General features: G+C 72.7%; 20 protein-coding genes. 9 read left to right on the top strand and 11 right to left on the bottom strand.

Annotated features, from left to right (window positions below):
- Nucleotides 1-70: 70 nt before the first annotated feature.
- Nucleotides 71-1075, bottom strand: coding sequence for a slipin family protein (locus B082_RS37045; RefSeq protein WP_018555646.1), 1005 nt, complete (start codon nt 1073-1075; stop codon nt 71-73).
- A gap of 245 nt (nt 1076-1320) precedes the next feature.
- Between B082_RS37045 and B082_RS0130790 the strand changes: the two genes are divergently transcribed.
- Nucleotides 1321-1668: a hypothetical protein gene (locus tag B082_RS0130790; RefSeq protein WP_018555645.1), complete on the top strand. Its 348-nt coding sequence runs from the start codon at nt 1321-1323 to the stop codon at nt 1666-1668.
- Here B082_RS0130790 and B082_RS0130785 read toward each other — a convergent pair.
- Both B082_RS0130785 and B082_RS0130780 read right to left on the bottom strand, forming a co-directional pair.
- A complete protein-coding gene (locus tag B082_RS0130785) occupies nt 1652-2374 on the bottom strand; it encodes a class I SAM-dependent methyltransferase (protein ID WP_018555644.1) in 723 nt (240 codons plus the stop codon). The two genes, B082_RS0130790 and B082_RS0130785, sit on opposite strands and share 17 nt — an antisense overlap.
- A 38-nt stretch (nt 2375-2412) precedes the next feature.
- Nucleotides 2413-3645 carry a PucR family transcriptional regulator gene (locus B082_RS0130780; protein WP_026250362.1) on the bottom strand — a complete coding sequence of 411 codons (1233 nt, stop codon included), beginning with the start codon at nt 3643-3645 and terminating at the stop codon, nt 2413-2415.
- A gap of 184 nt (nt 3646-3829) precedes the next feature.
- On the opposite strand from B082_RS0130780, the gene B082_RS0130775 reads away from it, so the two are divergent.
- From B082_RS0130775 to B082_RS0130760, 4 genes are all read left to right on the top strand, one after another.
- Nucleotides 3830-4732: an SGNH/GDSL hydrolase family protein gene (locus B082_RS0130775; protein ID WP_026250361.1), complete on the top strand. Its 903-nt coding sequence runs from the start codon at nt 3830-3832 to the stop codon at nt 4730-4732.
- Nucleotides 4733-4735: 3 nt separating this feature from the next.
- Entirely contained in the window at nt 4736-6727 is a 1992-nt protein-coding gene (locus tag B082_RS0130770; protein ID WP_018555641.1) for a hypothetical protein, read from the top strand.
- Nucleotides 6728-6764: 37 nt separating this feature from the next.
- Nucleotides 6765-7844 (top strand): tyrosine-protein phosphatase, encoded by a 1080-nt coding sequence (locus B082_RS0130765; RefSeq protein WP_018555640.1) that lies wholly within the window; start codon nt 6765-6767, stop codon nt 7842-7844.
- A 92-nt stretch (nt 7845-7936) separates the two neighbouring features.
- The gene (locus B082_RS0130760) at nt 7937-8185 is read left to right on the top strand and encodes a DUF6343 family protein (protein ID WP_026250360.1); all 249 of its coding nucleotides are present in this window, start codon (nt 7937-7939) and stop codon (nt 8183-8185) included.
- Here B082_RS0130760 and B082_RS0130755 read toward each other — a convergent pair.
- The 3 genes from B082_RS0130755 to B082_RS0130745 all read right to left on the bottom strand — a co-directional run bounded on the left by B082_RS0130755 (nt 8182) and on the right by B082_RS0130745 (nt 10229).
- Nucleotides 8182-8547 (bottom strand): tetratricopeptide repeat protein, encoded by a 366-nt coding sequence (locus tag B082_RS0130755; RefSeq protein WP_018555638.1) that lies wholly within the window; start codon nt 8545-8547, stop codon nt 8182-8184. The genes B082_RS0130760 and B082_RS0130755 overlap by 4 nt on opposite strands.
- Before the next feature lie 83 nt (nt 8548-8630).
- Entirely contained in the window at nt 8631-9233 is a 603-nt protein-coding gene (gene coaE / locus B082_RS0130750) for a dephospho-CoA kinase (protein ID WP_026250359.1), read from the bottom strand.
- A gap of 57 nt (nt 9234-9290) precedes the next feature.
- The gene (locus B082_RS0130745) at nt 9291-10229 is read right to left on the bottom strand and encodes a PAC2 family protein (protein WP_199783874.1); all 939 of its coding nucleotides are present in this window, start codon (nt 10227-10229) and stop codon (nt 9291-9293) included.
- A gap of 154 nt (nt 10230-10383) precedes the next feature.
- Here B082_RS0130745 and B082_RS0130740 point away from each other — a divergent pair, with 154 nt between their 5' ends.
- Complete coding sequence (locus B082_RS0130740; protein ID WP_018555635.1) at nt 10384-11346, top strand: right-handed parallel beta-helix repeat-containing protein; 963 nt, start codon at nt 10384-10386, stop codon at nt 11344-11346.
- Nucleotides 11347-11435: 89 nt separating this feature from the next.
- Here the strand turns inward: B082_RS0130740 and rpsA are convergent, their stop codons facing one another.
- On the bottom strand, nt 11436-12947 hold the full coding sequence (gene rpsA / locus B082_RS0130735) for a 30S ribosomal protein S1 (protein ID WP_018555634.1): 1512 nt from the start codon (nt 12945-12947) through the stop codon (nt 11436-11438).
- A 396-nt stretch (nt 12948-13343) separates the two neighbouring features.
- Between rpsA and B082_RS0130730 the strand changes: the two genes are divergently transcribed.
- Nucleotides 13344-14156, top strand: a complete 813-nt coding sequence (locus tag B082_RS0130730; RefSeq protein ID WP_026250358.1) for a class I SAM-dependent methyltransferase — start codon at nt 13344-13346, stop codon at nt 14154-14156.
- A 49-nt stretch (nt 14157-14205) separates the two neighbouring features.
- Nucleotides 14206-16713, top strand: coding sequence for an ATP-dependent helicase HrpB (gene hrpB / locus B082_RS0130725; protein ID WP_018555632.1), 2508 nt, complete (start codon nt 14206-14208; stop codon nt 16711-16713).
- Here the strand turns inward: hrpB and B082_RS0130720 are convergent.
- From B082_RS0130720 to B082_RS0130710, 3 genes are all read right to left on the bottom strand, one after another.
- Nucleotides 16700-17677 carry a DUF3068 domain-containing protein gene (locus B082_RS0130720; protein ID WP_018555631.1) on the bottom strand — a complete coding sequence of 326 codons (978 nt, stop codon included), beginning with the start codon at nt 17675-17677 and terminating at the stop codon, nt 16700-16702. The two genes, hrpB and B082_RS0130720, sit on opposite strands and share 14 nt — an antisense overlap.
- Before the next feature lie 36 nt (nt 17678-17713).
- Nucleotides 17714-17851, bottom strand: a complete 138-nt coding sequence (locus B082_RS39075) for an SPW_0924 family protein (RefSeq protein ID WP_018555630.1) — start codon at nt 17849-17851, stop codon at nt 17714-17716.
- A 128-nt stretch (nt 17852-17979) separates the two neighbouring features.
- On the bottom strand, nt 17980-19695 hold the full coding sequence (locus B082_RS0130710) for a lytic transglycosylase domain-containing protein (protein WP_026250357.1): 1716 nt from the start codon (nt 19693-19695) through the stop codon (nt 17980-17982).
- Nucleotides 19696-19917: 222 nt separating this feature from the next.
- Here B082_RS0130710 and B082_RS0130705 point away from each other — a divergent pair, with 222 nt between their 5' ends.
- Nucleotides 19918-20811: a DUF4184 family protein gene (locus B082_RS0130705; RefSeq protein ID WP_018555628.1), complete on the top strand. Its 894-nt coding sequence runs from the start codon at nt 19918-19920 to the stop codon at nt 20809-20811.
- On the opposite strand, the gene polA is transcribed toward B082_RS0130705, so the two are convergent.
- On the bottom strand, nt 20797-23511 hold the full coding sequence (polA, locus tag B082_RS0130700; protein WP_018555627.1) for a DNA polymerase I: 2715 nt from the start codon (nt 23509-23511) through the stop codon (nt 20797-20799). The two genes, B082_RS0130705 and polA, sit on opposite strands and share 15 nt — an antisense overlap.
- Nucleotides 23512-23516 lie beyond the last annotated feature (5 nt).

Below are 23516 nucleotides of genomic sequence, written 5' to 3'. Positions count from 1 at the left end.
GGCGCGGGGCCGGTCCTTCGGACCGGACGCCCGGCCGGTGCCGGGCTCCGGTGTCGGGCTCCGGTACCGGTCAGTGCCGGGCGAAGTGGCGCGACGCGCCCAGGTCGTCGGACCCCTCCGCGTCGGGGCCGGGCGCGGGCGGCTGCTCAGGCGATCGGGGCTCCTGGTCGGCCGATGCGGGCTCCTGGTCGGCCGATGCAGTCTCCTGGTCGGCCGATGCAGGCGATCCGGGCTCCTGCCCGGCTGGTGCGGGCGATCCGGGCTCCTGGCCGGTCCCCGGTGCCACCTGCGGTGTGCCCCGGTCCGGTGCCTGCCCCAGCTGGGCCCGTTCCAGGAAGCGCAGCAGCTCCACCGGGAACGGCAGCACCAGCGTCGAGTTCTTCTCCGCCGCGACGGCCACCATGGTCTGGAGCAGTCGCAGCTGGAGCGCCGCGGGCTGGGCGGACATCTGCGACGCCGCCTCGGCCAGCTTCTTGGACGCCTGGAGCTCCGCGTCCGCGTTGATGACCCGGGCCCGCCGCTCACGGTCCGCCTCGGCCTGCCGGGCCATGGACCGCTTCATCGTCTCCGGCAGCGAGACGTCCTTGATCTCGACCCGGTCGATCTGGACGCCCCAGCCCACCGCCGGGCTGTCGATCATGATTTCGAGGCCCTCGTTCAGCTTCTCCCGGTTGGAGAGGAGGTCGTCCAGGTCGCTCTTACCGATGATGGAACGGAGCGACGTCTGCGCCATCTGCGAGACCGCGAAGCGGTAGTCCTCCACCCGGACGACCGCGCTCGCCGCGTCGACCACCTTGAAGTAGATGACGGCGTCCACCCGGACCGTGACGTTGTCCCGGGTGATCCCGTCCTGCGACGGGACGGGCATGGTCACGATCTGCATGTTGACCTTGCGCAGCCGGTCGACGACCGGCAGCACCATAGTGAAACCTGGTCCGCGCACGTCGTCGCGGAGCCGCCCCAGTCTGAGGACCACACCCCGCTCGTACTGTTTGATGATCCGGGCGGCGGCCATCATGTACACGACGCCCGCCGCCACCACCGCGATCAACGCGATCAAGAGGTCCTGAACCATGACGGCCCCCTGCCGGCCGGAAATACCGCACTCACTGCTCGTACCACTCACACACCATTGGGTGCTAATACCACGGTATGCCCGGTTGAGCCGTGGGGCGAACGTCTCCCCGTACGCCCCCGCACGCCCTTCTCCCCCACCCGGCCGCGTCCCGGATGCCGGGGCCCGGGGAAGCGGGCAGGCTGACCAGCACCGGCACGTGCACCACGGGTGTGCGTGGTGACGAGACAGACGAGGACCCGCCCATGCCCGTGATCGAACGCCGACGCCGCCGGCTCGGCACCGCCGTCCAGGCCGTGCTCCTGACCCTGACCGTCGCGGGCTGTTCGGGCCTCGGCCGGACCGCGGTCGGACCGGTCATCTACACGACCGAGCAGGACGCCGTGGTCGAGGTGAACAGCCCCTCGGTCAAGGGCTGCCACCGGCTCGTCCCCGAGGGCGCCAAAGAGGTCTCCAACGACACCCTGATCGACATCATCCTGTACCCGACAACGGACTGCACCGGGCCGGGCACGACCTATCTGGCGACCACGTTCTCCGACGTCAACGCGCCAAGCGCCAAGCCCTGGCGCAGCTTCAGCACCGTCCACTGACCGCCGGACGGACCTGGAACGGCACGGCCCGCACCCAGATGCCGTCGTCCGTGAGGCAGCGGTCCACCCTCAGCCCGGCCGCCTCCAGGTATCCCTCGAACGCCTCCTGCGGCAGCTCCCGGGACAGGAAGGTCTGCGTCCACCGCGCGTCGTCGAACACGTACTCGGCGCGCACCGAGCGCACCCCGTCCCCGACCGGCTCCGATGAGACGATGCGCACGGTGTAGCCGGCGGGGTGGACGCGCTCGCGCGGGACCTCGTGGTAGTCAGCGCCCTCGCGCTGGATGAGCACCACTCCCCCTTCGCGCACATATCTGCGGCAGGTCCGCAGCAGCCCGTCGCGCACCCGGTGCTCGCCCGCGTGCACCAGGAACGACGCCAGCATCACCACGTCGAAGGTCTCGTCCCCGAGATCCAGCGACTCGATGGGGCTGCGCACCGTCCGCGCCCCGCGCACCCGCTCCAGCATCTGCGCCGACTCGTCCACCGCCGTGACCGTGAAGCCGCGCTCGATCAGCGGGTGCGTCACCCGGCCCGCGCCGCAGCCCAGTTCGAGGATGCTCGCCCCGGCGGGAACCGCCGCCTCGATCACGTCCGGCTCGTCGCCCACCGCCAGCCGCGTGTACAGCTCGACCGCGCAGCCGTCCGGGGTGATGGCGCCCGGCCCCGTCCCCGAATAACCCTCACGTACCAGTTGTCCGCCCATGCCCACCGAACGATCGGCAGGGAGTGGCCGTTCCCCGTTCACACCGAGCGCCGCGCGACCAGGGCCGCGCTCAGGTGCTGGAGGTCGGCCGGGCGGCCCGGGGAGAGGCCGGTGAGGCGGTCGATGCGGCGGATGCGGTAGTCGACGGTGTTGGGGTGCACGTGCAGCGCCGCCGCCGCGGCCCGGCGGTCCAGCCCGTGTCCGAGATACGTCTCCAGGGTGTGCAGCAGCTCCGGTTTGGCCTCCAGCGGGTCGAGCAGGCCCGCGAGCCCGCGCAGCGCCTCGCTGGGCCTGCTCAGCTGGTACTCGAGGAGCACGTCGGCCAGCCGGTAGAGGCCGGGGGCCCGTCCGGTCCGGGCGACGAGGTCGACGATCTCGCCGTTGCGGGCCACCGCCGCCGGCACCCCCTCCGGCCTCGCGGTCTCGGCGGCGGCCGTGACGGGGACCCCCGCCGCCCGGGTCGCCTCGGCGATCAGGTCGCACAGCCCGCCGGGCCCGCTCCACGCCGGCGGCTCGCCGACCGGCAGCAGCACGGTACCGCCGGACGCGTCCAGGGCGGTCAGCGCCGGCGTACCGGCGAACCGGTCCAGGGCCGACCGGATGCGCCGTATCTTGCGCCGCGCGGCCACCCCCGCGCCCGGACCCTGCGGCATCACCGCCCCCGCCCCCTGCCCGCACGCCTCGTCCGGGTGCGGGGCCAGCGCGAGCGTCATCGTCAGATAGCGGGCCGCCGGGCGCAGGCCGGTGCGCCGGGTGAAGCCGTCCAGGTCCTCACCGGTCAGCAGCGCGGCCATCAGCGCGTGCCGCCCGCCGTGCTCCTGACTGTCCAGGATCGTCCGGGCCTCCAGATAGGCGCCGCTCACCGCGGAGGTCAGCTGCTGCTGGAGGACCAGGATGCGGTCCATGATCTCCAGCACGGCGTGCAGGTCCCCGGGCCCGGCGTCCCGCGCGGTCTCCTCCCAGCACATCGCGATGCCCACCTGGTACGCGGCGAGGATGGCGTCCAGCGGCACCCCCTCCTCGGCGCGCTGGGCCGCCGAGTCGCGCTGCTGGGCGAGTTCGGCGTCGGTGGCGCCCCTGCGGTGTTCCAGTACGTCCGCGAAGAGGCGCAGGTTGTGCTGGACGATGTCCGCGATATCGCCCGCGATCTCCTCGTGCGGCAGCTCCGCGTAGACCGGCAGATCGCTCAGAAGCCGGGCGACGACCCGGGCGGTCAGGGCGGGGACGCCGGCCCGCAGCCGACCCGCCACGGGGCGTCCCGCGATGGACAGCGGCCGCTGCCGGGCGGCCCCGCGGCCCGTGCGTCCGCCTCCCGCGGCGAGCCGCTCTTTGTCATGCGTCACAAAAGCCCCCGGCGAAGTCTGCGTTACCCACCAGTTAAACGACGGCGTTCGAGTCTGCATGATGACCGGCGACACCCGCCATACCCCCACTCGCACCGCACCGGAGGTCGTCGTGAACTCGTCCCGAAACAAGGCATTCTGTCGGTCCGTCAGAGGCGCGGCCGCAGCCGTCGCGCTGGCCGGCCTGGCCGTCGGCACCACCGCGTCCGGCGCCTGGGCGGCGGCGGCCGACGACCCCATCTCCTACGTGGCGCTCGGCGACTCCATGGCCTCGGGCCCGCTCATCCCGGACATCACAGGGCCGGTGGCCTGCGGCCGTTCCACGCACAACTACGCGCACGAACTGGCGGCGAGCATCGGCGCCTCGCTGCGCGACGTCACATGCAGCGGCGCCAAGTCCAAGCACATGACGGAGAAGCAGTCGCTGTCGCTGCTCGACATCCCAATGGGTTCGGCCCCGCCCCAGTTCGACGCGCTGCGCACGGACACCGACCTGGTGACCCTGACCATCGGCGGCAACGACGCCGGTCTCGTCGGCATCGCGCAGGACTGCATGCAGCTCGACCCGACCGCCACCCCGTGCAAGGAGAAGCTGACCGAGGGCGGGGTCGACCAGGTGGCGCAGCGGATCGCGGAGTTCGCGCCGCGCCTCGGAGCCGTACTCGACGGCATCCACCAGCGCTCGCCGCAGGCCCGCGTGCTCGTCACGGGCTACGGCCTCTACATCAAGCCGGGCGGCTGCTGGCCGCTTCAGCCCGTGCTCCCGGTGGACGCCGACTTCCTCCAGGGCAGCGTCGACCGGATGAACACGGTCATCGCCGAGCAGAGCGCCGCGCACGGCGCCGAGTACGTCGACGTCGCCACCCCGAGCAAGGGCCACGACGCCTGCCAGGCACCGTCGGACAAGTGGGTCGAGGGGTACGTGCCGACCGCGGCGGCAGCACCGCTGCACCCGAACAAGCAGGGTGAGGCCGCCTACGCCCGCATCATCGGCGCGCACCTCCAGGGGAGCTGACCCGTGCGGCAGCGGCTCCTTCACGGACTGCTCGCGGCGGCGCTCGGCGCCGCCGCGCTCCTCGCCCCGCCCGCCCACGCGGCACCGGCGGGACCTTCCCGGGCGGGGGGATGCGACCCGCTGGCACCCGCCGAGTGCCTGCTGCCGTTCCCCAACGACTGGTACACCCGGCCGGACCCGCGCACCGACACGGGCCGCCGGGTGGCCTTCGACCCCTCCGTCCTGCCCCGCCCCGCGACCGGGACGGCCGTAGACCCGGCCGCCTGGAACCGGGCCGACGGCTTCTCCCCCGGCTCCGCCCTGATCGCCCAGGTGCCGGGCCTCGACCTGGCCAGGACCGGCGCCGCACCGCTCACCGGCATCGGCAGCTCCCTGGACCGGGACGCCCCGGTCGTCCTCCTGGACACCACGACCGGTGAGCGGTGGCCGTACTGGGCGGAGCTCGACGCCAACGCCACCGACCCCGCCCGCCGCGCCCTGCTGATCCACCCGGCCCGCAACTTCCGCGACGGCCACCACTACGCCGTGGCGCTGCGCCGGCTCAAGGACGGCGCGGGCCGCACGATCCCCGCCGCCGCCCCGTTCGCCGCCGTCGCCGGGAAGCGGCTGCCGGCGCACGATCCGCTGCGCGCCCGCCAGGACCGGCTGCGGCCCGCACTGACCGCCCTGCGCGGGGCCGGGGTCTCCACCCGGGGGCTCAATCTGGCCTGGGACTTCACGGTCGCCTCCACCCGCGATCTCACCGGCGACCTCTTCACCATCCGCGACGACGCGTTCCGCCGGCTCGGTGACCGCTCGCCCGACTTCACGGTCACCGAGGTCGCCGACTTCACCGCGGACCAGGACCCCCGGATCGCCCGCGAGGTCACCGGGCAGATCACCGTCCCCGGCTATCTGGACGAGCCGGGCGGCCCGCCCGGTGCCGTGCTGAACCGCGACCGGAACGGCACCCCGCGCAGGCTCCCGCACGGCACCCAGCTCGCCACCTTCCGCTGCGAGATCCCGCGCGCCGCCTTCCGTACCCCCTCCCGGCCCTCGCTCTACGGGCACGGGCTGCTCGGCTCCCGCAACGAGGTGGGCGCCGGCAACGTCAAGGACATGGCCGCCGAGCACGACTTCACCTTCTGCGCGACGGACTGGATCGGCATGGCCAAGGACGACATCCCCGTCGTACTGGCCGCGCTCGCCGACCCGACTCTCTTCCCGGCCGTCCCCGAACGCAGCGAACAGGGCATGCTGGGCGCCCTGTTCCTCGGCCGCGCCCTGATCCACGCCAAGGGCCTGACCACCGACCCGGCGTTCCGCACCGCCGCCGGACGCCCGCTCGTCGACATCCGGCACGGCCTGGCCTACGACGGAAACAGCCAGGGCGGCATCCTCGGCGGGGCCCTCGTCGCCGCCTCGTCCGACATCCGGCGCGCAGTGCTCGGCGTCACCGGCATGAACTACGGGCTGCTCCTCAACCGCAGCGCCGACTTCGCCCCGTTCCAGCAGGTCCTGGACGCCGCCTACCCGGACAAGCTGCGCCAGCAACTGGTCCTCCAGCTTTTCCAGATGGTCTGGGACCGGGGCGAGACCAACGCGTACGCGAACCACCTCACCGACCACCACCAGGTCCTGATGCACATCGCGTACGGCGACCACCAGGTCGCGAACGCGGCGGCCGACGTCCAGGCCCGGACCATCGGTGCCCGGCTCCTCTCCCCCGCGCTCGCCGCCGGCCGCAGCCCGGACACCGTCCCGTACTGGGGCATCGGCCGTATCGGCCTCGGCCAACTGCCCTACCGGGGCTCGGCCATGACCGTCTGGGACAGCGGCACGCCCACGCCGCCCGTCACCAACACCCCGCCCACCGGGCCCGCCTACGGGCACGACCCGCACGAAGATCCCCGCAACTCGCCCGCCGCGCGTCAGCAGAAGGCCACCTTCCTGACCACCGGCCGTGTCATCAATGTCTGCGGCACCACCCCGTGCACCGCCACACCGACCTCCTGACGCCTCCCCTGTCCGCAGGGACCAGACAAGGAGCACCATGCGTACGCACCGCATAGCCGGAGCCGTCCTCGCGGCCGCCCTCCTCACCGGTACGGCCATGGCGCCGGCCGCGTTCGCCGCGCCGCCCGCCGCCGCGTCGGCCGTCGCGCAGTCCGCCGTACCGTTCACCGCCGCCACCGCCGCGCGCGCCGCCGACGGGGGTTACGCCCTGTCCTGGGCCTCGCCCGCCGGATCGGTGACCGTCACCGCCGTGACCTCGCCCGACGCCACCACCGGCACCGCGCTCGGCACGGCGGCGGGCACCGGCTCGCTGACCGTCGCGCCGGGGACGCTCCCGGAGGCGGGGCGCTGGTACTTCCGGCTGGTCCCGGACAGCGGGAGCCCCCTGGTCGTCGCCGACCGGTCGCTCGGCCTGGAGTCGGCCCGCAACTTCCGGGACATCGGCGGCTACCGCACCACGGACGGGCACTGGGTCCGCCCCGGTCTCGTCTACCGCTCCAACAAGCTGAGCGGTCTCACCGACGCCGACCAGCAGCGGCTGGTCTCCCAGAACCTCACGCTCGACGTGGACCTGCGCAACGCCATGGAGCGCCACGACGACCCCGACCGGCTGCCCGCGGGCGTCACCTACCAGGTCGCCGACGTCGTCTCGCTCGCCCACGGCATCCGCTTCCACGACTCGGCCCTCATGACCCTGGCCGAGGCCATCGCCGCAGGTCTCTTCTCCGGCTCCTCCAACCTGGGCCAGTCCATCGGCTACCCGTTCATGGTCAACTTCGTGGGCGCGGACTACGCCTTCCACGACCTGGTCACGGCCGTCACCACGAACACCTCGGGAGCCACGGTCTTCCACTGCAGCGCCGGCAAGGACCGCACCGGCTGGGGCACCGCCGTCCTGCTGACCCTGCTCGGGGTCCCCCGGGAGACGGTCGAAGCGGACTTCCTCGCCAGCAACGAGTACACCGGCAACCCGAAGGCCGTCGAACTGGACTGGCTGCGCGCCGCGTTCGCGGAGGTGGACCACATCTACGGCGACTTCGACACGTACGTACGCGAGGGGCTGAAGCTCGACGCGGCGACCGTGGAGACGCTGCGGGCCAGGATGCTGACCGCCTGAACCGTCCGGCCGGCCCCCGGCGGCGAGCCGGGGGCCGGTCCCTTGCTGCGCATACGCCGCCACGGGTCCATGCTGGTAGGTGAGGCGATGCCATGCGTACCGGTAAGGAACCAACGACCGCCCGCAGCCCCCTGCGGATGCGGCTCTGGCTCAGTCTGTGGGGACTGGCCTGGGCCGTCTTCGGCGTGACCGCCTTCGCGGTGAACGGCCGCACCGGCTGGGCCGTCGCCTGCGGGGTGCTGCTCGCGCTGATCCTCGTGGACCTGTGCGTGGTGGTGTACCGCCTGCGCAGAGGCGGCCAGCCGGGCCGCTCGGGCCCTGATCCGCCGGACAGGCCCTAAGGGCTGTCGAAGCGGGCCGCTCGCAGGTACTCCGGCTTCGGGTCGAGCGCGGCGGCCAGCCGGAAGTGGCGGACGGCCCGCTCCGGGTGGCCGGAACGCTCGAAGGTGCGGGCGAGGGCGAAGTGAGCGAAGGCGTTGTCCGGCTCCCGCTCCAGCACCAGCTCGAATTCCAGCTCGGCGGGGCGCAGCTGCGCGGCGGCGAAGAACGCGCGGGCGCGCAGCAGCCGGGCCGCGGTGTTCTCGGGGTGGGCGGCGATCACCGAGTCCAGCAGCCGCACGGCGCCCCGGGGGTCGCGCGCGGCGAGCAGCTGCTCGGCCGCGCGGAAGTCGATGACGTCGGTCTCCGGGTTCCTCTCGGGCACGGTCGCATCCTTCCGTCGTCCTCGCGGGACTCGTCCGTTCCGGGGTGAACATCGGCCCGCCCGCCGGTATTCCGGCCCCGGGGTCAGGCGGCCTCGGACCGCCGTTCCAGCTCCGCCCAGACCGTACGCACCCGAGCCTCCAGCTCCTCGACCGGCCCGTCGTTGTCGATGACCAGATCCGCCACCGCGCACCGCTGCTCGCGGGTGGCCTGGGCGGCCATACGGGCGCGGGCGTCCGCCTCGGTCATGCCGCGCAGCCGTACGAGCCGGTCGAGCTGGGTCTCCGGGGCGGCGTCGACCACGACGACCAGGTCGTAGAGGGGGGCGAGGCCGTTCTCGGTGAGGAGCGGCACGTCGTGGACGACGACGGAGCCGGGCCCGGCGGCCTTCTCCAGCTCGGCGGAACGGGCGCCGACGAGGGGGTGGACGATCGCGTTGAGCGCGGCGAGCCGATCACGGTCGGCGAAGACGATGGAGCCGAGCGCGGGCCGGTCCAGGGTGCCTTCCGGAGTCAGGATGCCGGAGCCGAACTCGGCGACGACGGCGGCCAGGCCCGGGGTGCCGGGCTCGACCACCTCGCGGGCGATCCGGTCCGCGTCGATGAGGACGGCTCCATGGCCGACGAGCAGCCGGGACACTTCGCTCTTGCCGGCGCCGATGCCACCGGTCAGGCCCACTTTCAGCATGGGCGGCAGCCTAGTGCCCGCCGCCCGGGGGACCCAGGGGCGGGGCGGCGGCGCGGCTCAGACGTCCCCCTCGCGTTCGGCGAGGAACTTCTCGAATTCGAGGCCGATCTCGTCGGCGGACGGCAGGTCCGCCGGTTCGGCGACCAGGTTGCCCCGGGTCTCGGCGCCCGCGACCGCGTCGTACTGGTGCTCAAGGCCCTCGACCAGCGAGACCAGCTCCTCGTCGCCCTGGTCGATCTGGCGGTCGATCTCGGTCTGGGTGCGGTGCGCCTCGGTGCGCAGGGCGTGCGCGACGGTGGGCAGGACCAGGCCGGTCGCGGCCGTGATCGTCTCCAGCGCGGTGAGCGCGGCGTCGGGGTAGGAGGAGCGGGCCACGTAGTGCGGCACATGGGCGGCGACGCCCAGCACGTCGTGTCCGGCCTCCATCAGGCGGAACTCGACCAGCGCCTCGGCGGAGCCGGGCACCTGCGCCTCCTCGAAGGGGCTGCGGTGGCCGGGGGTCAGGTCGGTGCGGTTGCCGTGCGGGGTGATGCCGACGGGGCGGGTGTGCGGAACGCCCATCGGGATGCCGTGGAAGTTGACCGCGAGGCGGACACCGAGCCGCTCCACGATCTCCTCGACGGCGGCGGCGAACCTCTCCCACTCGACGTCCGGTTCCGGCCCGGACAGCAGCAGGAACGGCGCCCCGGTGGCGTCCTGGACCACGCGGACGTCCAGGGTCGGGGTCGCGTACGACGACCAGCGGTCGCGCTTGAAGGTCAGCAGCGGGCGCCGTGCGCGGTAGTCGACGAGACGGTCGTGGTCGAAGCGCGCCACGACCTGGTGCGGCAGCGATTCGAGCAGGCCGTCGACGATCTGCTCACCCGTCTCACCCGCGTCGATGTATCCCTCGAAGTGGTAGAGCATGACCAGGCCGGCCGACTCCTGGGCGAGCGCCATGTCGACGACAGCCAGGCCCTTCGGCTCCCATTCGTACAAACTCTGCGGATCAGGCACGGTTACCGCTCCTCCTTGTGTTCCTGGGGAAGAACGTCCCGCGGATCACGGGCATTCCCGTGCGCACCCCTTTCCCGGACGGAACTTGCCGATCTTCGCCGCGGGGAAGTCTCAAGTGCCAGAACATCCGCACCCCTTCACGGGAAGGCCCCCCATGCGCACCCGCACTCTCCTCCCCGCCCTGCTGAGCACCGCACTCGCCACCGGCGGCCTGGTCCTCGGCTGCGCCGGCAGCGCCGGCGCGGCGACCGTCATCGAGGTGAGCACCGCCGCCCAGCTCAAGGCGGCGCTGACCGCCGTCGCCCCCGGCGACACGATCCACCTCGCGGACGGCACGTACACCGGGAACTTCAAGGCGCTCGTCCCCGCGACCGCCTCCGCGCGCATCACGCTCACCGGCTCCGCCGGGGCGGTCCTGACGGCCGGCGGCGGCTACGGGCTGCACCTCAACGGCGCCTCGTACTGGACGGTGCGCGGCGTCACCGTCACCGGTGGCCAGAAGGGCATCGTGACCGACGGCGCGAACGGCGTGGTCATCGAATCGGTGACCGTGCACGACCTCGACATGGAGGGCGTCCACTTCCGTACGTCCAGCAGCGACGGCGTCATCCGGGACTCGCGGATCTACGACACCGGACACAACGGCCGCGGCATGGGTGAGGGCGTCTACGTCGGCACGGCGGGCGACCTCTCCGACAACAGCGACAGGGTGCACATAGTGAACAACACGATCGGGCCGGACGTCGGCGGCGAGAACGTCGACATCAAGGAGGGCACCACCGGGACCCGCGTCATCGGCAACACCTTCGACGGCAGCGGCCTGACCGGCGCCAACTACGACGACTCCTGGGTCGACGTGAAGGGCAACGACGTCCTGGTCGAGGGCAACCACGGCACCCGTACGACCAACAACGGCTACGAGACGCACACCCAGCAGAGCGGCTGGGGCTGCGGGACCGTCTTCAAGAACAACACCTCGGACCTGAGCGGCGCCGGCGGCGACAAGCGAATCGCGTTCAACGTCACCAACTACAGCGCGAGTTGCCCCACGACGGTCTACGCGAGCAACACCGTCACCGGGGGCAACGGGCTGACCAACATCCCGGTGACCCCGTAGCCGGAAACGCGTGAGGCCCGCTCCCCGGAGGGAGCGGGCCTCACGGTCACCTACGACCGCAGCCGATGACCGGCCGGAAGGTCAGAGCTTCAGCTCTGGCCGCCCGCCAGCTTCTCGCGCAGAGCGGCAAGGGCCTCGTCCGACGCCAGGGCGCCGGAGTTGTCCGCCGACTCCGAGGAGTACGAGCCGCCACCGCTGCCGCCCGAGGCGGCCGGGGCGTTGCCGGCGGGGGCGGCAGCGCCCTCGGCGGCAGCGGCCTCGTCGGCCTCGCGGGACTTGATGACCTGGGCCTGGTGCTGCTCGAAGCGCTGCTGCGCCTCGGCGTACTGGGTCTCCCAGATCTCGCGCTGAGCCTCGAAGCCCTCGAGCCAGTCGTTGGTCTCGGGGTCGAAGCCCTCGGGGTAGATGTAGTTGCCCTGGTCGTCGTAGGACGCGGCCATGCCGTACAGGGTCGGGTCGAACTCGACCGAGGCCGGGTCGCCACCGAAGGACTCGTTGGCCTGCTTCAGCGAGAGGCTGATGCGACGGCGCTCCAGGTCGATGTCGATGACCTTGACGAAGATCTCGTCGTTGACCTGGACGACCTGCTCCGGGATCTCCACGTGGCGCTCGGCCAGCTCGGAGATGTGGACCAGGCCCTCGATGCCCTCGTCGACGCGCACGAACGCACCGAACGGAACGAGCTTGGTGACCTTACCGGGAACGACCTGCCCGATCTGGTGCGTACGGGCGAACTGCTGCCACGGGTCTTCCTGCGTCGCCTTGAGCGACAGGGACACGCGCTCGCGGTCCATGTCGACGTCGAGGACCTCGACGGTGACTTCCTGGCCGACCTCGACAACCTCGGAGGGGTGGTCGATGTGCTTCCAGGACAGCTCGGAGACGTGCACCAGACCGTCGACGCCACCCAGGTCCACGAAGGCACCGAAGTTGACGATCGAGGAGACGACGCCGGAGCGGACCTGACCCTTCTGGAGGGTCGTGAGGAACGTCTGGCGGACCTCGGACTGGGTCTGCTCGAGCCAGGCACGGCGGGACAGGACCACGTTGTTGCGGTTCTTGTCCAGCTCGATGATCTTGGCTTCGAGCTCCTTGCCCACGTACGGCTGGAGGTCGCGGACGCGGCGCATCTCGACGAGCGACGCCGGCAGGAAGCCGCGGAGGCCGATGTCGAGGATGAGACCACCCTTGACGACCTCGATGACGGTACCGGTGACGATGCCGTCTTCTTCCTTGATCTTCTCGATGGTGCCCCAGGCACGCTCGTACTGAGCGCGCTTCTTCGAGAGGATCAGGCGGCCTTCCTTGTCCTCCTTCTGGAGAACCAGGGCCTCGATCTCGTCACCGACCTTGACGACCTCGTTCGGGTCGACGTCGTGCTTGATCGAGAGCTCGCGGCTCGGGATGACGCCTTCGGTCTTGTAACCGATGTCGAGGAGAACCTCGTCCCGGTCAACCTTGACGATGACACCGTCAACGATGTCGCCGTCGTTGAAGTACTTGATCGTCTCGTCGATCGCCGCGAGGAACGCGTCCGCGTCGCCGATGTCGTTGACCGCAACCTGCGGAGTGGTGGCGGTGGTCTCGGTGCTGCTCGTCATGTGGGAAAGGGCTCCGGTACGGACAGTGAGTCGTAGGTACTGCTACGCCGTGAACCCGTATCGCCTCTGCATAAGCCGGACAGCCTGGGAAGCACCCAGCCCGTGTCCGGGAGGCGCCTCGTGAACCGAGGGGACATACAACAGATGCGAGCGCGGCCTGCTAGGTCTGAGGCGCGCAGGCTCGCAGCGCAACTTGTAGCATACGGGGGCAGCAAGGCAGGGTCAATGCGCGAAGGCGCACACCACGGGCGGAACGACCCATACCCGGCACAACTCGGGTTCACCGAGGCCGGATCGGCCCCGGCGAAGTCCGGACACACGGGTCCCGCACTCCACAGGCCCCCTTGGTACGTACCGCGTACGACGGGGTGAAGGCAAACTACAACGACGGACACGATGAGCCAAGAGATGTACGCCGCCGAACCCGAGGCGACACGCCGGAACGCGGGCGGGACGGAGAGCAGCCGGGCCAGCCGCGGCTGGTGGGACCGCAACGCCGACGAATACCAGAGCGACCACGGCGCCTTCCTCGGTGACGACCGCTTCGTCTGGGGCCCGGAGGGCCTGGACGAGGCGGATGCCGGACTCCTCGGCCCCGCCGCCGCGCTGAAGGACCTCGACGTCCTGGAGATCGGCGCCGGCGCGGCGCAGTGCTCGCGCTGGCTGGCCGCGCGGGGCGCCCGCCCGGTCGCCCTTGACCTCTCCCACCGCCAGCTCCAGCACGCCCTGCGCATCGGCGAGGACGTCCCGCTGGTCGAGGCGGACGCCGGGCGGCTGCCCTTCCGGGACAACTCCTTCGACCTGGCCTGCTCCGCCTACGGCGCGGTCCCCTTCGTCGCCGACCCGGTCCAGGTCTTCCGGGAGGTCCACCGGGTGCTGCGGCCCGGCGGCCGCTGGGTCTTCTCCGTGACGCACCCCATCCGCTGGGCGTTCCCGGACGAGCCGGGGCCCGAGGGCCTGTCGGTGGCCGCCTCCTACTTCGACCGCACCCCGTACGTCGAGCAGGACGAGCGGGGCGAGGCGGTGTACGTCGAGCACCACCGCACGCTGGGCGACCGGGTGCGGGACGTGGTGGCGGGCGGCTTCCGGCTGGCCGACCTGGTCGAGCCGGAGTGGCCCGCCTGGAACGACCAGGAGTGGGGCGGCTGGTCCCCGCTGCGCGGCAACCTGATCCCGGGCACCGCGATCTTCGTCTGCGTACGCGACTGAGAGACCGGCCGGTGCGGACAGCGGGCGCCGGCCGTACGAGACTGGGGGCGTGATCCGCACCGACGCCCTCGACCTGCTGCCCGTCCGCTCCGCCGTGCCCGCGCTGCGGCGCTTGCTCGACGACCGCGGGGTCGCGGTGCTGTGCGCACCCCCGGGCACCGGCAAGACCACGCTCGTCCCGCTCGTCCTGGCCGGGCTGACCGGGGACGGTCCGGTGCGCCGGGTCGTGGTCGCCGAACCGCGCCGGATCGCCGCCCGCGCGGCGGCCCGGCGCATGGCCTGGCTGCTGGGCGAGCGGGCAGGTGAGCGGGTCGGCTTCACCGTGCGCGGCGAGCGGGTGGTGGGCCCCGGCACCGTCGTGGAGGTCGTCACCACCGGGGTCCTGCTCCAGCGGCTGCAACGCGACCAGGAGCTGGCGGGCGTGGACGCGGTGATCATCGACGAGTGCCACGAGCGCCATCTCGACGCGGACACGGTGGCCGCGTTCCTGCTGGACGTGCGCGAGGCGATCCGCCCCGATCTGCGGCTGGTGGCCGCGTCGGCGACGACGGACGCGCAGGGCTGGGCGCGGCTGCTGGGCGACGCCCCGGTGGTCGAGGCGCGGGGTGTGTCGCACCCGGTGGAGGTGGTGTGGGCCCCGCCGGCGGCGCCGGTGCGGCCGCCGCACGGGATGAGGGTCGATCCGGCGCTGCTGAGCCACGTCGCCTCCGTGGTGCGGCGGGCCCTGGCCGAGCGCGAAGGGGACGTGCTGTGCTTCCTGCCGGGGGTCGGCGAGATCGGCCGGGTGGCCGGTCAGCTGTCCGGGGTGGGGGCCGAGGTGCTCCAGGTGCACGGGCGGGCCCCGGCGGCGGTGCAGGACGCCGTGCTGGCCGGACCGTCCGGAGGGCGGCGGGTCGTGCTGGCGACCTCGGTCGCGGAGTCGTCGCTGACCGTGCCGGGGGTGCGGACGGTGGTCGACTCCGGGCTGGCCAGGGAGCCGCGCACCGACCACGCCCGGGGCCTGAGCGCTCTGACGACGGTACGGGCCTCGCAGGCTGCGGGCCGCCAGCGCGCGGGCCGGGCGGGACGCGAGGCGCCCGGGACGGTCTACCGGTGCTGGGAGCAGGCGGAGGACGGACGGCTCGCCCGGTTCCCGTCCCCGGAGATCAAGGTGGCCGACCTTGCCGCGTTCGCCCTCCAGGCGGCCTGCTGGGGCGACCCGGACGCCTCGGGGCTGGCGCTGCTGGACGCGCCGCCGGACGGGGCGATGGCCGCCGCGCGCGAGGTGCTGGCCGCGGTCGGCGCGGTGGGCCCGGACGGGCGGGTCACCGAGCGGGGGGTGCGCATGTCCCGCCTCGGGCTGCACCCCCGGCTGGCCCGCGCGCTGCTGGACGGGGCGGCCGAAACCGGGGGGCGCCGGGCCGCCGAGGTGGTGGCGCTGCTCAGCGAGGAGCCGCCGCGGGCGTACGGGGACGATCTGGCGGCCGCGCTGCGCACCGCGCGCCGGGGCCAGGACGGTTACGCGGCGCGCTGGCGCCAGGAGGTGCGGCGTCTGTCGTCCTCGGTCAAGGGCGACGGCGGCGGGCCGGGCGGGCCGGGTACCGACGATGCGGCGGTGGGCCTGGTGGCGGCCCTGGCGTTCCCGGAGCGGGTGGCGCGGGCACGGGGCGACGGGGCGTTCCTGATGGCGTCGGGCACGGGCGCGGAGCTGGGCGAGGGCTCACGGCTGCGGAGCGCGTCCTGGCTGGCCGTCGCGGTCGCGGACCGGCCGGCGCACGCGGCGTCGGCCCGGGTGCGCCTCGCGGCCGTCATCGACGAGGACACCGCGCGCCTGGCGGCCGGGCATCTGCGGTTCGCGGGCGAGGAGGTCCGCTGGGACGGCCGGGACGTGGTGGCCCGCCGGGTGGAGCGCCTGGGAGCGGTCGAACTGTCGGCGCGCCCGCTGAAGCGGCCCGGTCCGGCGCTGGTCCGCGAGGCCCTGGTGGAGGGGCTGCGGCGGGAGGGGCCCGGTCTGCTGCGCTGGAGCCGGGACGCGGGGCAGCTGCGGGAGCGGCTGGCGTTCCTCCACCGGGAGCTGGGCGAGCCCTGGCCGGACGTGTCGGACGAGGCGCTGCTGGAGCGCCCGGAGCAGTGGCTGGAGCCGGAGCTGTCGCGGGCCGCGCGCCGGGCGGACCTGGCCGGGATCGACGCGGGTCAGGCGCTGCGCAGGCTGCTGCCGTGGTCGACGGGTGAGGCGGTGCGGCTGGACGAGCTGGCGCCGGAGCGGATCGAGGTGCCGAGCGGTTCGCGGATCAGGGTGGAGTACGGCGGCAACCAGCCGGTGCTGGCGGTGAAGCTCCAGGAGCTGTTCGGTCTCCAGGAGACCCCGAGGGTGGCCGGCGTACCGGTCCTGGTGCATCTGCTCTCCCCGGCCGGACGGCCCGCCGCGGTGACGGCGGACCTGGCGTCGTTCTGGCGCGAGGGCTACCGGGCGGTGCGGGCGGAGCTGCGCGGCCGGTATCCGAGGCATCCGTGGCCCGAGGACCCCACCACGGTGGAGGCGACCCGGTTCACCAAGGCGCGGCTCAGGCGGGAGTAGGAGGCGCCTGTGCCGGTACCGGGCGCCGGGAGCGGGCCTCCAGCCACAGTGCGAGCGCCAGGAGCACGGCGGCCAGGGCGAGGAAGCCCCACGGCAGGTACGAGGTCAGCAGCAGGACCAGCAGCCGCTGGGACTTGACCAGGTCGACGATCGAGTCGACGTAGTCCTCGCGCATCTTCACGTGTCCGGCGAACACCGTGACGGTGTCCTGGGGCATGCCCATGGCCTTGGCGTTGCGCATCTCCTCGCGGTGGATCTCCTCGCCGTTGACGGGTGCCCCGGTGACGGGGTCGACCCAGAACATCCGCTTGGTGGTGTACCAGCGGGTCATGCCGGTCCTGGCGATCTGCTGCGGGGTGATGCCCTTGATGGGCATGGTCTTGGGCATGGGGACCTCGGTCCACGGGACGGTCTGCTCGAAGTAGTAGACCTCCAGCCCATGGAAGGTGCGGGTGCCCCGGTAGTGGATGGGTGAGCTGGTGCGGGTCTGCGCGTCGAAGTACTGGTAGTCGCGCTTCTCGGTGAGGAAGGGCCACTTGAACTCGATGCCGTCGCGGGTGACCGGGTCGCCGTCGACCATTTCGCCGGTGGCGTGGACGGGGTCCTGGCTGTGGGCGTCGAAGATGTAGCGCTCGGGGATCTTGGAGACCATCTTGCCGTCGGGGCCCTGGACGTAGGAGAGCGCGTCCCAGACGACGACGTCGCGGCCCGCGGTGCGTTCGATCCGCTCGGACTCCTCGACGTTGCCCTTGAGCGTCTGCACGATGGTGATCTTGTCGACCTTCTTGGCGGTGAGCGTGCTGTAGTCGAGCAGGGTGGCGGGCTTCGCCTCCAGCACGGTCTCCTGGTACTGGCTGGGCGGGATCTTCGCGAGCCTCGGGAAGGCGTACCAGCGCAGCAGCGGTGACAGCGCGGCGAAGAAGACGGCGAAGGCCAGGAGTACGAGGCCTGCTCGACGGCGCATGGGGTGTCCTCCCTCGGCGGTGCGTGGCGCGGACGGCTACTTCTTGGGGCCCGGGACGGTGGTCAGCAGGGGCTTGGGGGACGTCTCGCCCGGCGGGGCCCCCACCGCGCTGACGGTGAGGACGAGGGCGAGGGCGGCGGCCAGTCCGATGGCGGCGGCGACGAGGGCGCGCATGCTCGGCCTCCCGGTGAGCTGATGGGTCGTCAGGGCTGGGGCACCGTAGCAACCGGGGCGCGAGATGAGAACACGTCGAACAGCCCCCCGGCCGGGTGGCGGCCGAGGGGCTGTTCGGAGCGGACGGGTCAGGAGGCGGCGGAGGCCGTGCGCTCCTCGACGGTCAGCTCGATGACGAGCTCGGCGCCGCCCTCGGTGGTGAGGCGCAGCTCGTACGTGCCCGCCGGGCCGTCGGCGTAGACCTTCGGGAGGGTCAGCTTCCCGTCGGCGCCCGTGGTCAGGACGATGCTGCGGACGGGGTCGCCGTTGTCGTCGGTGAGGTAGGGACCCTTGTCGTTCTCGACCGGCAGCGGCCCGCCGGTGATCATGGTGGCGGTGACGGCGACCCGGTCGGCCGCCTCGCCCTTGTAGGCGGCGGTGACCGTGATGTCCCCGAACGTCTCGCCGGCGAGGGCGGTCAGCTCCTCGGTGCCGGTCCTGGCGAGGGCGTCCGCCTGGCGGGCGGTGACGGTCGCCGTGTACGTGACGGGCGCCAGCGAGGTGCCCGTGGCGGTGGCGAGCACGGTGAACCCGCCGGTCTTCTCGCCCGCTTCGAGCACGGGGGCGGTGGCGGTGCCGTCGGTCCCGGTGACGACGGTCGCCGTCTTCCCGCCGCCGGCGAACGTGGCGTCGGTGTCGCCGGTGACCTTGAAGGTCACCGACGTCTTGGCGACCGCGCCGCCGAGGCCGTTGTGCGCCCGCACCTTGATCCGCTCGGCGAACGGGTCGCCCGCCGTGGCGGTGAGCGCGCCGGTACCGGCGTTCCGCAGCCCGGTCACGGTCTCGGACGGGGTGGGGGCCGGTGTCGGGGTGGGCGACGTGGGCTTGCCGAGGTCGCCCGGCGCCGACGGCTCGGGGCTCGGCTCCGAGGGGGTCTGCGGCTTGGTGGAGCCGCCCGGCTTCGGAGAGGGCGTCGGGGACGGCGACTTCGAGGGGCCGCCGCCCACATGGCTGCTCCCGGAGCCCGGGTCGCGGCTCGTGGGGCCGGACGGCAGGACGCCGGTGCCGTCGGGGACCTCGTGCGTGCCCCGCTTGTAGTACTCGAACCAGGAGCGGACCGTACGCAGGTACTCGTCCGAGTGGTTGTAGCTCAGGACCGCCCGGTCCAGGTCCGTGGCGGTCGACAGGTCGCGGGAGCCGGCGCAGAGGTAGCGTCCTGCGGCGAGCGCCGCGTCGTAGATGTTGTTCGGGTCCTTGCGGCCGTCGCCGTTGCCGTCCTGGCCCCAGACCTCCCACGTGGACGGGATGAACTGCATCGGGCCGACCGCCCGGTCGTGCTCCCGGTCCCCGTCGTAGGCGCCGTTGTCGGTGTCCTTGATCAGGGCGAAGCCCTGGCCGTTGAGGGCGGGACCGAGGATCGGCGTGAGCGTGGTGCCCTGCGCGTCGACCTTGCCGCCCCGGGCCTGCCCGGACTCGACCTTGCCGATCGCGGCGAGCAGCTGCCACGGCAGCCGGCAGGCCGCGTCAGTGCCCGCGACGGTCCGCTCGGCCTTCTTGTAGGCCGCCAGGACGGAGGCCGGTATCCCCGACTCCGCACTGCCGGTCACCGGCAGATTGGCGGAAGTGTCCGTCCTCTCCGGGGTGTTCAGCGGCGGCAGGTCCGTGTAGTACGGCGAGTCGCCGGAGACGCTGCCGTCCCCGCTCCCCGCGCCGGGCGTCGTCGCCCCGGCGGCCGGCTGCTCGCCGTCCGCCGCGACCAGCGGAGATCCCGGGGCCTGCGAGGCGGAGAGTGCCGCCACCGCGGCGGCTGCCACGGCGGTGGTGGCCGCCCCTCTGTACAGTCGGCGACCGAATTGCGCTGCCATGACGTGTGGGCCCTCCCCGTCGTCGCTGTCGGCGCTCCCCTGCGCCTGGACTCAGGCGACCCTACGGCAACTCATCTCGCCCGCACACAGCGGACGGACCGGTTCTTACCGCTTTCTCACCTTCCCGCACACATGATGTCCACGGGAGGGCGGGCGGATGACGGCCGCTCAGTCCCGATCGGCCACCCTTCTCTGTCCCCCCGGTGCACGCATACTGCCCGCATGCCCTTCACTCTCAGCCATGCCGCCGCCGTACTGCCGGGAATCCGGCGCGACGGTACGGGCCGCGGCCCGCTCGTCGCCTCGGCCCTGGTCGCCGGTTCGTTCGCCCCCGATCTGACGTACTTCGCGGACACGGCGATCCCGGGCGCGATGGAGTTCGGGGCGGTCACCCACGCGGCGTGGGGCGTCGTCACGGTGGACGTCCTGATCACCGGGCTCGCGGTCGCCGTGTGGCTGCTGCTGCGCGAACCCCTGGTGGCCCTGCTGCCGGAACGCGCGCGGGGGCGGGTGTACGCGTGTCTGGGCGGGCCCCGCTCCGCAACGGGCGCCGGGCGCGGCGTACTTCATCCGCGGGGCGCGGCGTGGTTCGCCGTGTCGGCGGTCATCGGCTCGGCCACGCACGTCGTCTGGGACGCCTTCACCCATCACGACCGCTGGGGCGTACGGCTGGTGCCGGGGCTCGACGGCAGCGTCGGCGGGCTCCCCGTCTTCACCCTCGTCCAGTACGGCACGTCGGCGCCCGCCCTGCTGGTCCTCGCCTGGTTCACGGTGTCGGCGCTGCGGCGGACCGGGGAGCGGCCGGTGCCCGCCTCCGTGCCGGTCCTGGACCGGCGGACCCGGCGCTGGGCACTCACCGGCATCGGGCTGTGCGTCCTGCTGGGCATCGTCCACCGGTGCGCCCGCTGGTACGCCTACTTCGGGCACATCGACACCCCGCTGGACATCATTCCGACGGCCTGCTTCGGCGCGGGCGCCGGTCTCGCGGCCGGGCTCCTGCTGTACGGGGCGGCGATCCGGCTCGCCCACCGCCGCCCCGGCCCGCCACCGAAGCGGCCCGGGGCCGGTGCCGGGGCCTCAGCGGGCCCCGGCACATCGCGGTCAGTGCGCCGCTGACTCCCAGTCGCCGCCGACGCCTACCGACACGTCCAGCGGGGCCCGCAGGCGCACCGCCGTGGACATCTCGTGGCGCAGGATCCGCTCGACCTGCTCCCGCTCGCCCGCGGCGATCTCCAGCACGATTTCGTCGTGCACCTGGAGCAGCATCCGCGACTTCAGCTCCGCCCCGGTCAGCGCCCGGTCGACATGCAGCATGGCGACCTTGACGATGTCGGCGGCGGTGCCCTGGATCGGGGCGTTGAGCGCCATCCGCTCGGCGGTCTCGCGGCGCTGGCGGTTGTCGCTGTTCAGGTCCGGCAGATAGCGGCGGCGGCCGAAGACCGTCTCGGTGTATCCGGTGGCCCTGGCCTCCTCCACCACCCGGCGCAGGTAGTCGCGGACGCCGCCGAACCGCTCGAAGTAGGTGTCCATCAGGCCCCGGGCCTCACCCGCCTCGATGTTCAGCTGCTGGGAGAGGCCGAACGCGGAGAGGCCGTACGCGAGCCCGTAGCTCATGGCCTTGATCTTGCGGCGCATCTCCGGGTCGACCGCCGACTTCTCGACGCCGAAGACCTGCGAGGCGACCGTGGTGTGCAGGTCCTCGCCGGAGGTGAACGCCTCGATCAGGCCCGCGTCCTCGGAGAGGTGGGCCATCACCCGCAGTTCGATCTGGCTGTAGTCCGCCGTCATCAGCGTCTCGAAACCCTCACCGACGACGAAGCCCCGGCGGATCGCCCGGCCCTCGTCCGTGCGGACGGGGATGTTCTGCAGGTTGGGGTCGGTGGACGAGAGCCGGCCGGTCGCCGCCACGGTCTGGTTGAACGTGGTGTGGATGCGGCCGTCCGCGGCGATCGACTTCACCAGGCCCTCGACGGTGACCCGCAGCTTCGCCTGCTCGCGGTGGCGCAGCATGAGGACGGGCAGCTCGTGCTCGGTCTGGGCGGCCAGCCAGGCCAGCGCGTCCGCGTCCGTCGTGTAACCGGTCTTGGTCTTCTTCGTCTTCGGCAGGCCCAGCTCACCGAACAGGACCTCCTGGAGCTGCTTGGGCGAGCCGAGGTTGAACTCCCGGCCCACCGCCGCGTGCGCCTCCTTCACCGCCTGCTGGACGGCCCCGGCGAACTGCTGCTCCATGCCCTCCAGGTGCGCCCGGTCCGCCGCGATGCCGTGCCGCTCCAGGCGGGCCAGCAGGATCGACGTCGGCAGCTCCATGTCGTGCAGCAGCTCGGCCGCGCCGACCTCCTTCAGCCGCTCCGTGAACGCGTCGCCCAGGTCCAGGACGGCGCGGGCCTGCGCCATCAGGGCATCGGCCTCGGCCTGGTCCTCGGCTCCGAAGGCCAGCTGCCCGTCCGCGGCGGCGGCGGCGGGGGCCAGCTCCCGGCCCAGGTACTCCACGGCCAGGGCGTCCAGCGCGAAGGAACGCCGGCCGGGCTTGACGAGGTAGGCGGCGAGCGCGGTGTCCATCGAGACGCCCTCGATCCGCCAGCCGTGCTCCGGGAAGACCCGCATCGCGCTCTTGGCGTTGTGCATGACCTTGGGGCGGGCCGGATCCGCGATCCAGGCCGCGAACGCCTGCTCGTCGGGCTCGTCGAGCAGCGCCGGGTCGAACCAGGCCGCCGCCCCGTCCGCCGCGGCGAGCGCGATCTCCGTGACCGTGCCGATGCCCAGCGCCCAGGTGTCCACCGTGGCGACGCCGAGCGGCTGCGCGCCGTGCGCCTCCAGCCACGGGGCGAGCTCGCCCGCGCCGAGCACCGCACCGTCCAGCGCGACGCCCGCGGCGGGCGCCGGGGCCTCGTCCTCGGCCGCGCCCGGGTCCACCGCGAGCAGCCGCTCGCGCAGGCTCGGGTTGCGGATCTCCAGCACGTCCAGGACGCCGGTGACCGCCGTGCGGTCGTAGGGGGCGCGCTCCAGGTCGGCCGGGGTCTTCGGCAGCTCCACGTCCCGGACCATCTCGGTCAGCACGCGGTTCATCTTCACCGCGTCCAGGTGGTCGCGGAAATTCTGGCCCGCCTTGCCCTTGACCTCATCGGCCCGCTCCACCAGCTCGTCGAACGAACCGAACTGGTTGATCCACTTGGCGGCCGTCTTCTCACCGACCCCGGGGATGCCCGGAAGGTTGTCCGACGGGTCACCGCGCAGCGCCGCGAAGTCCGGATACTGCCGGGGGGTGAGGCCGTACTTCTCGACGACCTTCTCCGGTGTGAACCGGGTCAGCTCGGAGACGCCCTTGGTCGGGTAGAGCACCGTCACGTTGTCCGTGATCAGCTGGAACGAATCGCGGTCACCGGTGACGATCAGCACCTCGAAGCCGGCCGCCTCCGCCTGCGTGGCCAGCGTGGCGATGACATCGTCCGCCTCGAAGCCCTCGACCGCGAAACGGTCCGCGTGCATCGCGTCGAGCAGCTCCCCGATCAGCTCGACCTGCCCCTTGAACTCGTCGGGGGTCTTCGACCGGTTCGCCTTGTACTCCGGGAACTCCGCCGCCCGCCACGTCTTGCGGGACACGTCGAACGCCACCGCGAAATGCGTGGGCGCCTCGTCACGCAACGTGTTCGCGAGCATCGACATGAAGCCGTACACCGCGTTGGTCGGCTGGCCCGCCCCCGTCGTGAAATTCTCCGCGGGCAGCGCAAAGAACGCCCGGTACGCCAGGGAGTGCCCGTCCATCAGGAGCAGGCGCGGTCGGTTGTCTGCCGTCTTCTTCGATGCCGTCTCAGCCACACCCC

This window comes from Streptomyces sp. ATexAB-D23 (assembly GCF_000373645.1).
Classification (GTDB): Bacteria; Actinomycetota; Actinomycetes; order Streptomycetales; family Streptomycetaceae; genus Streptomyces; species Streptomyces castrisilvae.
This window is presented reverse-complemented; position numbering and strand designations above follow the sequence as displayed.